11 protein-coding genes are annotated in these 13,991 nt (G+C 62.8%); 10 read left to right on the top strand and 1 reads right to left on the bottom strand.

Annotated features, from left to right (window positions below):
- Positions 1-208: 208 nt before the first annotated feature.
- From CGL56_RS06005 to CGL56_RS06050, 10 genes are all read left to right on the top strand, one after another.
- Entirely contained in the window at positions 209-1,183 is a 975-nt protein-coding gene (locus tag CGL56_RS06005) for a T9SS type A sorting domain-containing protein (RefSeq protein WP_099105630.1), read from the top strand.
- Between the two features lie 282 nt (positions 1,184-1,465).
- On the top strand, positions 1,466-2,428 hold the full coding sequence (locus CGL56_RS18055) for a T9SS type A sorting domain-containing protein (protein WP_167641620.1): 963 nt from the start codon (positions 1,466-1,468) through the stop codon (positions 2,426-2,428).
- 308 nt (positions 2,429-2,736) lie between these two features.
- Positions 2,737-3,378 (top strand): M23 family metallopeptidase, encoded by a 642-nt coding sequence (locus tag CGL56_RS06015; RefSeq protein ID WP_099105632.1) that lies wholly within the window; start codon positions 2,737-2,739, stop codon positions 3,376-3,378.
- A gap of 52 nt (positions 3,379-3,430) precedes the next feature.
- Entirely contained in the window at positions 3,431-4,261 is an 831-nt protein-coding gene (gene kduI / locus CGL56_RS06020; RefSeq protein WP_099105633.1) for a 5-dehydro-4-deoxy-D-glucuronate isomerase, read from the top strand.
- A gap of 24 nt (positions 4,262-4,285) precedes the next feature.
- Positions 4,286-5,044, top strand: coding sequence for an SDR family oxidoreductase (locus tag CGL56_RS06025; protein ID WP_099105634.1), 759 nt, complete (start codon positions 4,286-4,288; stop codon positions 5,042-5,044).
- On the top strand, positions 5,029-5,715 hold the full coding sequence (locus CGL56_RS06030; RefSeq protein ID WP_099105635.1) for an NUDIX hydrolase: 687 nt from the start codon (positions 5,029-5,031) through the stop codon (positions 5,713-5,715). The genes CGL56_RS06025 and CGL56_RS06030 overlap by 16 nt, the downstream gene beginning before the upstream one ends.
- Positions 5,716-5,830: 115 nt before the next feature.
- Positions 5,831-6,457, top strand: coding sequence for a hypothetical protein (locus CGL56_RS06035; RefSeq protein ID WP_099105636.1), 627 nt, complete (start codon positions 5,831-5,833; stop codon positions 6,455-6,457).
- Positions 6,458-6,664: 207 nt separating this feature from the next.
- Positions 6,665-7,294 carry a hypothetical protein gene (locus tag CGL56_RS06040; protein ID WP_099105637.1) on the top strand — a complete coding sequence of 210 codons (630 nt, stop codon included), beginning with the start codon at positions 6,665-6,667 and terminating at the stop codon, positions 7,292-7,294.
- Between the two features lie 78 nt (positions 7,295-7,372).
- Positions 7,373-9,484, top strand: coding sequence for an ExeM/NucH family extracellular endonuclease (locus CGL56_RS06045; RefSeq protein ID WP_099105638.1), 2,112 nt, complete (start codon positions 7,373-7,375; stop codon positions 9,482-9,484).
- Positions 9,485-9,598: 114 nt separating this feature from the next.
- Positions 9,599-12,742, top strand: a complete 3,144-nt coding sequence (locus tag CGL56_RS06050) for an ExeM/NucH family extracellular endonuclease (RefSeq protein ID WP_099105639.1) — start codon at positions 9,599-9,601, stop codon at positions 12,740-12,742.
- A gap of 78 nt (positions 12,743-12,820) precedes the next feature.
- Here the strand turns inward: CGL56_RS06050 and CGL56_RS06055 are convergent, their stop codons facing one another.
- Entirely contained in the window at positions 12,821-13,957 is a 1,137-nt protein-coding gene (locus tag CGL56_RS06055) for a S1C family serine protease (protein WP_245851931.1), read from the bottom strand.
- Between the last annotated feature and the right edge of the window lie 34 nt (positions 13,958-13,991).

Below are 13,991 nucleotides of genomic sequence, written 5' to 3' on the forward strand. Positions count from 1 at the left end.
CTTTAATTTTGTCGTTCAATAACGTGGCGGCTCTCCCGAATTCCGGGGGAGCCGCTTTTGCATTCGGATATATTGCGTTTAGGTAAAACTTTAACGTTTCGAATATATATCCCACCGGGGAACTCCCTATTTTGGGTGACGAAAGCGGAGGGTCGGGCTTTTCAACCCCCACTGCTTTGGGCTTATACACTTGAACAACACTTACCCAATGAAGCACTTTTTACTAACTGCTTTGGTACTCGGCTACCTCACCTCCCTCGACGCCCAGTGTGTCATCACAACTTCAAGCAGCAGTGGAGCTAACTTTTGCTCCAATCCCAACTGCAACACCACCTATCAAAACAGCGGTGGCTCCCTGACCGGAAATATTTCAGTTATCATCAACGGCAACGGGACTTTCACGTTTCCGACGCAATGCGGAAACTCCTCTCTTTCATTGGGGGCGGTTAACTTAACTGTAGGTGCAAATGAAAGAGTAACAATTTCAACGGTTGTGGGCAGCCAGTTGGTCGGATTAATGTTGAACGAGGAAGCTAAAAACTTTACCCTCACCGGACAGGCTACAAACTCTCAAATTATTTTTCGAGGTATTGTATACACCAACAATACAGGAACCAACAATTTTGCCGATGCCCAGGCAGCCATACGGGCCGAAGCCCAGGCACTCCCCGTAAACCTCTACTACTGGGACGCCCGGATAAACAGTGGCAAGGTAGTTCTGAGCTGGGCGACTACCCTGGAAACCGATAACGATTACTTCCTTATTGAGCACAGCACGGACGGTCGCGCCTTTACCGAGATCGCCCGGATTGACGGACAGGGTTCTTCCGAAACAATTGCTGAGTATTCGTTCGTAGATACCGATCCCGCTGCGGGGTTGAACCTCTACCGACTGAGCCAGGTAGATTATGACGGTACACGCACCGACTTTACCGTTCGCAGTGCGAACCTCGGTGAAATCACCACCCTCTCCGCCCTCTACCCCAACCCGGCCCGCGCCGGGCAGCGGGTTTCCGTGCTGGCCCCGGAGGGGGTTAGCGAGTTGTCGCTCTATTCCGTTACCGGACACCTCGTCCAACGCTATCCCGCGGCGAACGGCGGGATCGACCTTGACCCCGCCCTCCCCGCCGGAGTGTACCTCCTACGGGCGGGTTCCGTCAACACCCGCCTGCTGGTCAGGTAGGGAAAGTACATAACCCCCGCACGGCCGGTTTGGGCCTTAACGAACCGACCCTGCGCAAGGAAATTTGACCACCGGTCTGCCGCCCGTCCCGACGGGCGCAGGCCGGTTACTTTTTTGACCCAAGGGAAATTTATTGCGTGTTTGGGTGCACAAATGCCCCGGTTTTTGCGCTTCATGAGTGTCTTGATAGCAGTTCCATCTGGTAGGGCTGCTATCCTATTTGCTAGAACACTTTAACAACATAACCCCATGAAGCAGTTTTTACTAGTATTCGTATGCCTATTGGCATGCGCAACCCCCGCTTACGCCCAAGGCAATTGTGGGTTCCGCACCGACGCCAGTTCCGACCTCTTCTGCAGCACCTGCAACAACAACGGACAGCCCGTCCATGACATCATTAATGCCAATCGAGAACTCGAGGGGGTATTGAAAGTCGACAATGACAACAACTCCGGCATTGCTGTAGAGGTGCCCCTCGGTTGTGGGGAAGATAGCCCCCTGAATATTGGCGCCTTCACTATTAATATTGGAGAAGGAGATTCAGTGATCTTTGACAGTTCAATCGGCGTTAGTTCCGCAGCTGTGGATTTTGACGTGTTCATTAAGCCATCTGCAACCAATGCTGTAATCTTCTTTCAAGGAACTGAATACCAGTCGAACAGTACAGGGCCCATTCCCTCCTTTGACGATCTAGAAACTTTTATCGAGGCCCAGGCCCAGGCCCTGCCCGTAGACATGTACTACTGGAAGGCCGAGGCCACTCCCAAAGGCGTAAAGCTGAAGTGGGCCACCCGCTCCGAGATCGACAACGACTTCTACAGCATCGAATACAGTACCGACGGCCGCAACTTCACCGAAATTGCCCGGGTCGACGGCAAGGGCAGCTCTGATGGTGTAGTCCGCTACGAGCACCTTGACGTGCCCAGCACCGGGGGCACCCACTACTACCGCCTGATCCAGCAGGACTTCGACGGTACCCGGGAAACCTTCGAGGTGCGCAGTGTAACCTACGGCAGCGAGGCCGCCGCCCTGAAGTCCCTCTACCCGAACCCGGCCCGTGCCGGACAGCGGGTGTCCTTCCAGGCACCGGCCCACGTTACCGAGGTAGTGCTCCACAGCATCACCGGCCGGGAAATCCAGCGGTCTCCCGCCACGAACGGGGGCATCGACCTGCCGGCTAACCTCCCCGGCGGCATCTACGTGCTACGCGCCGGCGGGGAAAGCACCCGCCTGCTGGTGCGCTAGCACCCACGGCCAGTTCCCGGCAACGGAATTGAAAAGCCCACCGCGGAGGTTTCCGCGGTGGGCTTTTTTCGTCTTGCAGTTAGCCTCCTCAGCGCCCCCAAGCCCGGCAGGGAATGGCCGAAGCCATCGCTACGAGACGAATGATGGGGCAAAAAGGGCAGTTAAGGAAATCATAATTGTTTTATGCCGAGACAAACAAAATCGGGGCGGGGCCTTGCTCCGTGGCCGGCGTGGCGAGGCTAGAGGCCAGCGGGAGGGTAATACATGCAGGGGGGTGGGCGTAATTTGCATCAACAACCTACACCAACATGCTGAAACAAGCCCTGCTCTTCGAAGCGGCCCTGATTACTTGCATGGTGGGGACGTCGCTGCGTCCCGCGCCACCGCCCCCGCAGCTTTCCACCGGTGAAGGCAGCTTCTGCATCCAGGAGGAGCCGCCCCTGCCGCCAACCACCATGCTAACGGTGGCCCCCGTGGCCGCCCTCCCCAAACCTCCCGCCCCGGTAGTGGTGGCCCCACCCCCGCCCGTGAAGATCGGCGACGATGAACCGGCGCTGTACTTCCCCGTGGAGGGACTGTCCCCCGAGGCCATCATCAGCGTATTCGGCGATAAGCGCGGGGCCCACCGCCTCCACAAAGGCATCGACATCAGCGCTCCACGGGGCACCGCCGTGGTAGCCGTGGCTGCGGGTACCGTGGAACGTCGCCGCGAAGGCGGCATTGGCGGAAGGCAGTTGTACCTGCGCGACGCCGCCGGCCGGCTGTACTACTACGCCCACCTGGACGACTGGGCCGTGGAGGAAGGACAAACCGTGGCCGCCGGTGAAGTGCTCGGCACCGTCGGGAATACCGGCAATGCCCGCTCCACCCTGCCCCACCTCCACTTCGAAGTGCTGATCGGCAAGAAACGGCAGGCCGTCGACCCCCAGCAGTTCTGGATTCGGCCTTAATAGGGAACCGCACTGGGGTATTCTGTGTATATTTGACGCACAAGAATATACCATGCAGACCCGCTACGGCATCCACCCCACCCACTTTACCCGCCTCAACACCCAGGAGATCCGCGACGAATACCTGGCCACCGGCCTCCTGCAGGAAGGGCGCATCGAATTGCTGCATTCCCACTACGACCGCTTCATTTTCGGGGGCGCAGTACCTACCACCACGCCGCTCAGCCTGGAAAACGACGACGACCTGCGGGCCGAATTCTTCCTCGAACGCCGCGAGCTGGGCATCCTGAACCTCGGCGGCGCCGGGGCGGTGACCGTCGACGGCACCCGTTACTCCATGGCGCGTTTCGACTGCCTTTACGTGGGCCGCGGCGCCCGCGAGGTGACCTTTTCCAGTTCGGCGGCGGCCAATCCCGCCCGCTTTTACCTGAACAGCGCCCCCTCCCACGCCGAGCACCCCACCACACACTGCAGCCAGCAGGACGCCAACCGGGTGGAACTGGGCAACAAGGACCACGCCAACCAGCGGGTGCTCTACCAGTACATTCACGAAAACGGCATCCAGAGTTCCCAACTGGTAATGGGCTTTACCGAGTTGCTCCCCGGCAACATCTGGAATACCTTCCCCCCCCACACCCACGAGCGCCGCATGGAGGTGTACCTTTACTTTGACCTGCCGGAGGACGAGCTCGTGATGCATTTCATGGGCCAGCCCCGGGAAACCCGCCACCTGGCCGTCCGCAACTTCGAGGCCGTTATCTCCCCGCCCTGGTCCATCCACAGCGGAGCCGGTACGGCCAACTACCGCTTCGTCTGGGGTATGGCCGGCGAGAACCAGTCGTTCAGCGACATGGACGCCGCCGCCCTCGACGAAATCCGCTAACCAAACCAGCCTCAACCAAGGACCATGACATCATTTGACCTGAGCGGCAAGACGGCGGTGGTAACCGGCTGCAAGCGCGGCATCGGCTACGCCATGGCCCTCGGACTGGCGGAGGCCGGCGCCGACATCATCGGGGTATCCGCTACCCTCGCGCCGGATTCGGCCATCGAGCGGGCGGTAAATGCCACCGGCCGCCGGTTTACCCCCTACCAGTGTGACTTCGCCAACCGCGAAAGCCTCTACACCTTCGTCCGGGCCGTAACGGCCGATCACGGGGTGCCCGACATCCTCGTCAATAACGCCGGCACCATTCTGCGGGCCCCCGCCGCGGAGCACAGCGACGCGTACTGGGACCGGGTGATCGAAATCAACCAGACGGCCCAGTTCATTCTCTCCCGGGAGTTCGGGCGCGGCATGGTGGCGCGGGGCAGCGGCAAGATCATCTTCACGGCCTCCCTGCTCACCTTCCAGGGGGGCATCACGGTGCCGGGCTACGCCGCTTCCAAGGGCGCCATCGGCCAGCTCACCATGGCACTCTCCAATGAATGGGCCAGCCGCGGCGTCCAGGTGAATGCGATCGCCCCCGGCTACGTACGCACCGACAATACCCAGGCCCTGCAGGACAACACCGAACGCTCCCAAACCATTTTGGGGCGGATCCCCGCCGGGCGCTGGGGGGAGCCCGACGACTTCAAGGGACCCGTAGTCTTTTTGGCCAGCGCGGCATCCGATTATGTAAACGGAACCATCCTCGTGGTGGACGGCGGATGGATGGGACGCTAAATACCCGGGTAACGCCCCAGAGCGCGGCGGCCACCCACACGGCCGACTGCGCCGTGTTCGGCTTCTCGGAAGGCGTACTCAAGGTGCTGCTCGTGCAGCGCAACGTAGAACCCTTCGCCGGCCACTGGGTGCTCCCCGGCGGGGCCATGGGCGAAGACGAACGGCTGGAACAGACCGCCCGCCGGGTCATGCTTGAACTCGTGGGGGTCCGCGACCTCTTCCTACAGCAAGTAGCTACCTACAGCGAACCCGACCGCCACCCCGTGCGCCGGGTAGTGACCACCTGCTACTACGCTCTCGTCAAGCCCGAAAACCACACCCCGGTGGCAAAAGGCTACCTGAGCGACGTGGCCTGGCACCCGCTTAGCGAAGTCCCCCCCCTGGGCTTCGACCACGGCCGCCTGCTCAACGACGCCCACCAGCGACTCATCCAGCAGCTCCGGGACCGCCCCCTGGCCTTCGACCTCCTCCCCGACCGCTTTACCCTCACCGAGGCCCAGCAACTGTACGAAGGGATCCTCGGCGAGGCCCTTGACCGCCGCAACTTCCGCCGCAAAATTCTGGCCTACGATTTCCTCATCGAAACCAGGGCCAAACGCGCCGGCGTGAAGGGCGGCCCCGTACTCTACCGCCTCGACCGCGCCGCCCTGGACCGGGAAATGCGGAAGTAGCATCACCGATTGACGAAATAACAGCAATTCGCCCCCAAAATGTGGCGCGCCGCAATTATTTTGCTGGCGACACGGCCCCTCATGGGTCAATCCTTTTTTACACACTCACCCAACTATGCGAATTTTCTCCTTCATCCTTTTCCTGGCCTTGCTGTGCCTGACCGCCTGTGGTCCCAAGGTCTACGAGGCCCCGAACATGGCGTCCGTCAGCCGCAGCCACCAACTCATCGCCATCGTCCCCCCGTCGGTGGCCATCAAGGGACGCCCCAAGGACGACCAGTCCCAACTCGAGGCCGCGGCCCGCGAGGACACCTACACCTTCCAGCGAGAAATCTACAGCTGGATGCTGCGCCGCAAGCAGCAGGGCAAGATTCGCGGCCTGGAGATCATGGATCCGGAAACCACCAACGCCAAGCTGGAACGCGCTGGCTACACCATCGACTCCCGTATCCTGACGCCCGCCGAAATGGCCGAGGCCCTCGGGGTCGACGCCGTCATCACCACCCGCTTTAACATGAGCAAGCCCATGAGCCAGGGGGCCGCCATCGCCCTGGGCCTGCTGGTCGGGGTATCTGGCGCCACCAACGCCACTACCGTGAACATGGACATCCACGATGCGCGTGAGGGCATGATCTGGAACTACGACTGGGAAGCCAGCGGTGGCGTCCTGAACAAGGCCGAGGACCTGGTGGAGATGCTGATGCGCAACGCGAGCAAGCGCATGCCCTACACCCTGGGCTAGTCCGACGGCGGCGAAAGCCTCCACTGCCGGTCACCGATCGGGTCGTCCTCCACCCCGGTGGCCAGCCCCCGGTGACCGGCTTTTTTTTATGCCGGCAGGCCGGGTGATTCCCTCGCTTTCCCAGCACAATTTTCTGTTTCACCAGGGTATAGGTTCCTGAGAAAACCGGCCGTAATTTTAATTATTCCATTCACCTAATCTACGGCTATGAAGACGATTCTGTGTTTCCTCCTGCCGGGTATCCTGCTGCTGCTTCCCGGCTGTGGGCCCAAGGTGTACGAGGCTCCCAATATGGCTTCGGTGACCCGCAACCACCAGCTGATCGCCATCGCCCCGCCCATGGTAGCCATCAAGGGGCGGCCCAAGGACGACCAGGCCCAGCTCGACGCCGCGGCCCGCGAAGACACCTACACCTTCCAGCGGGAACTCTACAGCTGGATGCTGCGCCGCAAGCAGCAGGGCAAGATTCGCAACCTGGAAATCATGGACCCCCAGACTACCAACGCGAAGCTTGAACGCGCTGGCTACACCCTCGATAACCGCAACCTGACGCCCGCCGAAATGGCCGAAGCCCTCGGGGTCGACGCCGTGATCACCACCCGCTTCAATACCAGCAAACCCATGAGCCAGGGGGCCGCCATCGCCCTGGGCGTACTGGCCGGCGTAGCGGGAACCACCAACGCCACCACCGTCAATATGGACGTCCACGACGCCCAGGCGGGCATGGTCTGGAACTACGACTGGGAAGCCAGCGGCGGCGTATTCAACAAACCCGAAGACCTCATCGAGGACCTGATGCGCAACGCCAGCAAGCGCATGCCCTACACCATCAACTAGGAAAGAACCAAGCCTGCCCCCAGGAGACGAACGGCCGCCGGAAGCCTTACCTTTGCGCGCTTAAACCACCCGCGCACCTTGAAGCTATTCTTTTCCCTGTTCGCCCTGCTTTGTTGCACCAGCCTGAACGCCCAGGACCGCCAGTTTGGCCCCAGCGGTGAAACGGTCGTACGCATCGACCTGTCGGCCCTCGATGAGGCGGTGCTGGAAATGAAGCAGACGGTCCGCGCGCCCACGGGCATTCACGCCGTCCAGGGCAGTGGAGATATCAGTCCGCTGGCCGGCAGCACCGTCACTGTACAGGGGGTGGTCACCGGCGATTTTCAGGATGGGCTGCGGGGTTTCTACCTTCAGGAGGAGGACGCGGACGTAGACGCGGATTCGACGACCTCCGAAGGCATTTTCGTATTCGCCCAGACGCCGGAGGTGGCGGTGGGTGACCTGGTCACGGTCACGGCCGAGGTAGAGGAATACTTCGGACAAACCCAACTGCGGGGCGCGGACGCCGGTGCCAGCATCACCGTAAACCGCCGGGGCGTGCCGTTGCCCGCTGCGGTGCCCCTTACCCTCCCCCAGTCCGCCGCTGCCCTGGAAGCCCGTGAAGGGATGCGCGTGTCGCCCCAGGACATCGTCGTTACCCGCGTCGACAACCTGGATCGCTTCGGGGAGGTAGAGGTGACTTCAGGCGAGCGCCTGGCTCAGTTCACCGAATGCCACCGCCCCGACTCCGCCGCCTACCGGGCCTATCTCGCAGAACTGGCTACGGACGTCCTCGTCATCGACGACGGTCGCGGCGGCAGCAACCTGGAGCCCGTCCGGCTACCGGATGGTTCCACCCTTTCGGCCACCAACAGCCTCCGCGCCGGACAGACCATCCAGGGGCTCACCGGGGTGCTGGGCTACGGCTTTGACCGCTACCGCCTGCAACCCACGGAAACGGCTGTAGTGACTTTCGGGGGCGAAGTCCGCCCCGAAAGTGCGCCGGAAGTAGGCGGAGACCTACGGGTGGTCAGCGCGAATGTGCTCAACTACTTCACTACCCTGGGCAGCCGGGGTGCGGAAACCGACGCTGAACTTCAGCGGCAGGAAGCCAAGATCATCGCGGCCCTATGTGCCCTCCGGGGCGACATCGTCGGGCTGCTAGAAATCGAGAACAACGACAACGTGGCCCTGCAGCGGCTCACCGATGCCCTGAACGCCGCCTGCGGCCTTAATTACGCCTACGTCCGTTCCCCCGATACCGGGGAAGATGAGATCGCTGTGGCCCTGATCTACCGCAGCGACCGGCTGGAGGAATCGGGCACCGCCGCGACCCTGTCTACCCCCCGCGAACTCTTCGTGGGCCGCGGCAGCAATCGCGTACCCCTGGCGCAGACCTTCCGCGTGATCGATCCCGCCAGCGACAGCCAGGGTGAGGAAGTAACCGTGGCCGTCAATCATTTCAAAAGCAAGGGCAGTGGCTGCGGGGCGGGAGACGACGACACCACCCGGGGCGCCGGAAACTGCAACGGTACCCGCACCGCCGCGGCCCGGGCGGTAGCGGACTGGCTAGCCACCCACCCAACGGGGGTAGCGGAAGAAAATATCCTGGTGGTCGGCGACCTGAACAGCTACCGGATGGAAGATCCCATCGAGGTTTTCCGGGAAGCCGGATACCACAACACCAAGACCATGGACAACGACCGTTTCCCCTGCGGCGGCGGGCCACCCTCTTACGTCTTCGGCGGACAGTGGGGTAGCCTCGATTATGCCCTGGCCAGTGCCGCCCTGGCGCCCCGCGTCACCGGAGCTACGGCCTGGACCGTCAACGCACCGGAACCCGACGTCCTCGACTACCGGCAAACCGGCACGGACAACGCGCTGTACGCTCCGGATTTTTACCGTTTCAGCGACCACGACCCCATCGTGGTGGGACTAGACCTCTCCGCAACCACCGGAACCACAAAGGGAAAGGCGGCCGCCCCCATTCGGCTGGAGCGCCGGGGCGACGTGGACTACGCTTTCGTGGGGGTCACCCGTGGCGGCCGCTACCTGCTCTCGGATGCCGGAGGCCAAGTGATCGCCTCGGGAACGGTGGAGGCCGGCACCCACGGCCAGTTCAGCGTAGCCGGCCTGCCCGCCGGCATATACTTCGTGGTGCTGAACAGCCCCGGGGCCGCCCCGCTGACTTTCAAGGTGGTGGTGCCCTAGCAGATTTCACATTCGGGTAACCTGAATCCCTCATCGTCCGCTTACCTTCGTCAGCGGCCGGCCTGCTGGCCGTACCCCACACTTTCTCTACCACACCACTACCAAACACAACACATGCGGATATTTCTACTTCTGCTGTCGGTACTCGGCGGCACCCTTTCCCTTTATTCCCAGCGAGTCATCCTGACCGGCATTATGGACGGTGACGCCCCGGGCGGCCTCCCCAAGGCCATCGAGCTCTTCGTCGAGGGCACGGTGAACCTGGGCGACTACACCCTGGTCCGCTACGCCAACGGCGGCACTTCGGGTACCGACATTTCCCTTAACGGCACCTTCACCGATCGCTACGTCTACGTGGTCAGCGACCTGGCTTCCTTCGAGGCCACCTTCGGTACGGGCGGTGATTTCGCCGACCCCATCCGCAACGGCAACGTAAGCGGCAATGGCGACGACGTCTTTGCCCTGCAACAGGGTGCCACCATCGTGGACGTAACCGGCGGCACCATCGGCGTGCGGGAAAACCTTTACCAGGACGGATTCCTCTACCGCCTGGACAACACGGGCCCCTCCCCCACCTTCGACCTGAGCGAATGGGCCGGTGGCAATAAAGTCCTGGACGGCCTCAACAACGCCGAAATGGGCGCTGCCACCCCCTTCGGTACTTACCGGGCCGGAGCGGCGGGTCCCCAGGTCACCGTGACGGCCGAGGCCAACCTGGAAGAACCGGCCACGGACGGGGGCTTCTCCATTGCCCTTTCCCGCCCCGCTACCGGTCCCGTAACGATCACCTACGCGCTGAGCGGAACGGCTACGACCGGCACGGACTACAGCGACCCGAACGGGGGTAGCGTAACCATTTCCTCCGGTCAGAACGCCGCGGCGGTACTCCTCCAGGTTATTGACGACACGGCCATCGAAGGGGACGAGACCATTGAACTTACCGTGACGGGAGTTTCCGACCCGGCCTACTCCCCGGGTGCCGGAGCCACCCTCAGCATCATCGACGAGGACCTCTTCGGCACCATCCTGATCAGCACTGTGCAGGGCGCAGGTTCCTCCACTCCCCTGGCGGGTGAAACGGTAACAGTGGAAGCCGTCGTCACCGGCAGCTTCCCCGGCGGCAGCGGCGAGGGACTGCGTGGATTCTACATCCAGGAAGAGGACAAGGACAACGACAGTGACCCGGCTACCTCCGAAGGACTGTTCGTCTTTGCCGACAACGCCAGCGTGAGCGTGGGCGACCTCGTAAAGATTACCGGACGGGCGGCGGAGTTCTCCGGCCAGACCCAGCTCACCAACGCCAGCATTACCGTTCTCGAATCCGGCCTGCCCCTGCCCGTAGCAATTAACCTTACCCTGCCGCTCAGCGAAGCGGAGCTGGAAGCCCTCGAAGGCATGCGGGTGACGCCCCTGGACCTGGTCGTAACCGACAACTCCAACCTGGCCCGCTTCGGGGAAGTGACGGTCACTTCCGGCGAGCGGCTGATCCAGTTCACCGAATGTAATGCGCCCGACGCGGCCGCCCTGGCGGCCTACACCGCCTCCCAGCAGTCCGATGTCATCCTCGTGGACGACGGCCGCGGCGGCAGCAACGTCTCCCCCGTCCGCCTGCCCGACGGCAGCACGCTGAGCGCCACCAACACCCTGCGCGCCGGCCAGACCATCGAAAACCTCACCGGCATCCTCGGCTACGGCTTCAACAATTACCGGATTCAGCCCACCGAAACCGACCAGGTTGTGCTGGGCGGCAACGTACGCCCCGCGACCGCGCCGGTCGTTGGCGGTGAGGTCACCGTCGTGAGCGCCAACGTGCTGAACTACTTCACCACCCTGGGCGGATCCGGCCGCGGAGCCGACAACGCCGAGGAATTCGAGCGGCAGCAAGCCAAGATCGTCAACGCCCTCTGTGCCCTGAACGCGGACATCGTGGGCCTCATCGAGATTGAAAACAAAAACTATGCGGCCCTGCAGGACCTCATAGCCGCCCTCAACGCCAGCTGCGGCACGCAATACACCTACGTGACTTCCCCCAACACCGGCAGCGACCAGATCATGGTGGCCCTGATCTACCAGGCCGACCGCGTAGCGGAAAGCGGCACCGCCGCGGCCCTGGCCGAACCGGCTTCGGTATTCGTAGGCCCCGGTACCAACCGCGTGCCCCTGGCCCAGACCTTCCGGGTGATCGACCCCGCAAGTGAGAACTACGGCCAGCAGCTGACCGTGGTCGTCAACCACTTCAAGAGCAAGGGCAGTGGCTGCGGCGACAATACCGGCGACGGATCCGGCAACTGCAATACCGTACGCGACGCGGCGGCCCGGGCCATCACCGAGTGGCTTGCCACTAACCCGACGGGGGTGGACGAAGAGGACATCCTCATCATCGGCGACCTGAATGCCTACCGCATGGAAGATCCCATCCAGACCATCCTCGAGGCCGGCTACTTCAATACCAAGGTGGCCGTTTCCGATCCTGCCAGCTTCCCCTGCGGCGGTGGCGCGGCCTCCTATGGCTTCCAGGGGCAGTGGGGCAGCCTGGACTACGTACTGGCCAGCAACAGCCTGGCGGATGCCCTTGCGGGTGCCGCCACCTGGGGCGTGAACTCCGCGGAACCCGCCGTCCTGGACTACAATACGGAGGGACTGAGCGATGGGCTCTACGCCCCGGACTTCTACCGCTTCAGCGACCACGATCCGCTGATCGTTGGCCTCGACCTGGGTCCCGCGCTGACGGACGAGCTGATGGAATTCACCGCCGCCCCCTCGGGGAACAAGGTGAAGCTGCAGTGGGTGGCCGTACCCGGCATCACCGCCGAATACTTCGCGGTTGAGCGGCTGGACGCTACGGGCGCCTTCCAGACCATCGGTACCGTCAAGGTTTCCGGCGGCAACAGCAACGCCAACCGCCAGTACGTCTTCAACGACCAGGGCGCGGTGTCCGGCATGAATACCTACCGGCTGAAACTGGTGGGTACCGACGGCATGGCCCGTTACAGCCACGAAGCCTCGGCCACCCTGCTGAAAGGCAAATCGGCCCGGGCCACCGTCGAGCGGGTGGGCCACCGGGCCTACCGCGTGGTGGCTTTCGACGCCAGCAGCCAGTACAGCCTGATCGCCATGAGCGGGCAGGTGCTGCGGCGGGGTGCCCTGCAGGCTACGGGTGGCCTCGTTAGCATGGACGGCCTGCCCGCAGGTCTCTACCTGCTGCACTTCATACAGGGCGACGGCTCCACCCAGGCCGTCAAGGTGGTGGTGCCGTAACGCCGCTACCTCACCCAAAAGGAAAGGGGGTAGTTGCCAGTGTGCAACTACCCCCTTTTTCGTTGTGCCACCGGTGCCTCAGCCGTCCACCGAGCTCCCGAGGCGGACGTCAACCTTGCCCTCGCGGTCGCCGCGGATGATGGTCAGGGTGACCACCTGGCCGGGCTTGTACTTTTCGAGTTCGAGGTAGAGATCGGAAGTGGTGCGGATGGGATTGTCGTTAATGGCGACCAGTACGTCGCCGAGTACCAGGCTACCGCGTGCGTCGCGGCTCAGCCCCTGCAGCCCGGCAGCCTGCGCTCCGCCGCCCGGATCCACGGTGACGAAGATGAGCCCCTTGATGCGGCCGTACTGCCGCAGGTCGGCACCGAGTACCGGCCGCCGCACCTCCCCGTAGCGGATGACGTCGTTCACCACGTAGCGCACCACGTCCACGGGAATGGAAAACCCGATTCCCGCCGAAGCGCCGGATGGGCTGTAGATGCTGGTGTTGACGCCGATGAGCTCCCCGGAACTGTTCAGCAGGGGGCCGCCGGAGTTGCCCGGGTTGATGGCCGCGTCGGTCTGGATAGCGCCCTTGATGGGTACGCCGGCCTGGCTGCGGATCTCCCGGTCGAGGGCCGACACGACACCGGTGGTCAGGGTCTGGTCCAGCCCGAAGGGGTTGCCGATGGCGTAGACCGACTGGCCTACGCGGATGTTCTGGCTGCTGCCCACGCGGATGGGCTGCAACTCCGAAGCGGGGGCGTCGATCTTGAGGACGGCCAGGTCCTTCTCCCGCTCAAAGCCCACGACCCGGGCCTTGTAGGTCTTGCCGTTGCTCAGGGTGACGGCGATGGAGCTCGTATTTGCCCCGTTAATGACGTGAAAGTTGGTGATGACGTGCCCCTGCCGGTCCCAAAGGAAGCCGGATCCCGAACCGCTCTCCACCTCCCCGTAGCTCCAGAAGGAGCGGCGGATGGCTTTGGTGGTAATGAAGCACACGGCCGGAGAAGCCTCCTCGAAGAGGCGAATGGTGCGCTCCTCCTCGGGGGTGGAGGCCAGGGTTACGTCACCCGGTTCAACGCGCTCCCCCGGGCCGCCAACATTGAGTACCGGCTGGGGGGAGACCACGTTCAGCATGGCCGGCGGGGAAGCCGCTTCGGCGGGGAAGAGATAGCGCCCGGCGGCGAAGGCAGCCAGGATGATGAGGAAGGAAAGCAGGAAATTTTTCACGTGTCGTCCGGTTATTCGCCCTAACAACGCAAAA

It is taken from the genome of Neolewinella marina, from assembly GCF_002631205.1.
Lineage (GTDB): Bacteria > Bacteroidota > Bacteroidia > Chitinophagales > Saprospiraceae > Neolewinella > Neolewinella marina.

Coding starts and splice junctions, on each gene's coding strand:
- CGL56_RS06005 (WP_099105630.1), top strand. CDS start 209: ATGAAGCACTTTTTACTAACTGCTTTGGTACTCGGCTACCTCACCTCC.
- CGL56_RS06015 (WP_099105632.1), top strand. CDS start 2,737: ATGCTGAAACAAGCCCTGCTCTTCGAAGCGGCCCTGATTACTTGCATG.
- kduI (WP_099105633.1), top strand. CDS start 3,431: ATGCAGACCCGCTACGGCATCCACCCCACCCACTTTACCCGCCTCAAC.
- CGL56_RS06025 (WP_099105634.1), top strand. CDS start 4,286: ATGACATCATTTGACCTGAGCGGCAAGACGGCGGTGGTAACCGGCTGC.
- CGL56_RS06030 (WP_099105635.1), top strand. CDS start 5,029: ATGGATGGGACGCTAAATACCCGGGTAACGCCCCAGAGCGCGGCGGCC.
- CGL56_RS06035 (WP_099105636.1), top strand. CDS start 5,831: ATGCGAATTTTCTCCTTCATCCTTTTCCTGGCCTTGCTGTGCCTGACC.
- CGL56_RS06040 (WP_099105637.1), top strand. CDS start 6,665: ATGAAGACGATTCTGTGTTTCCTCCTGCCGGGTATCCTGCTGCTGCTT.
- CGL56_RS06050 (WP_099105639.1), top strand. CDS start 9,599: ATGCGGATATTTCTACTTCTGCTGTCGGTACTCGGCGGCACCCTTTCC.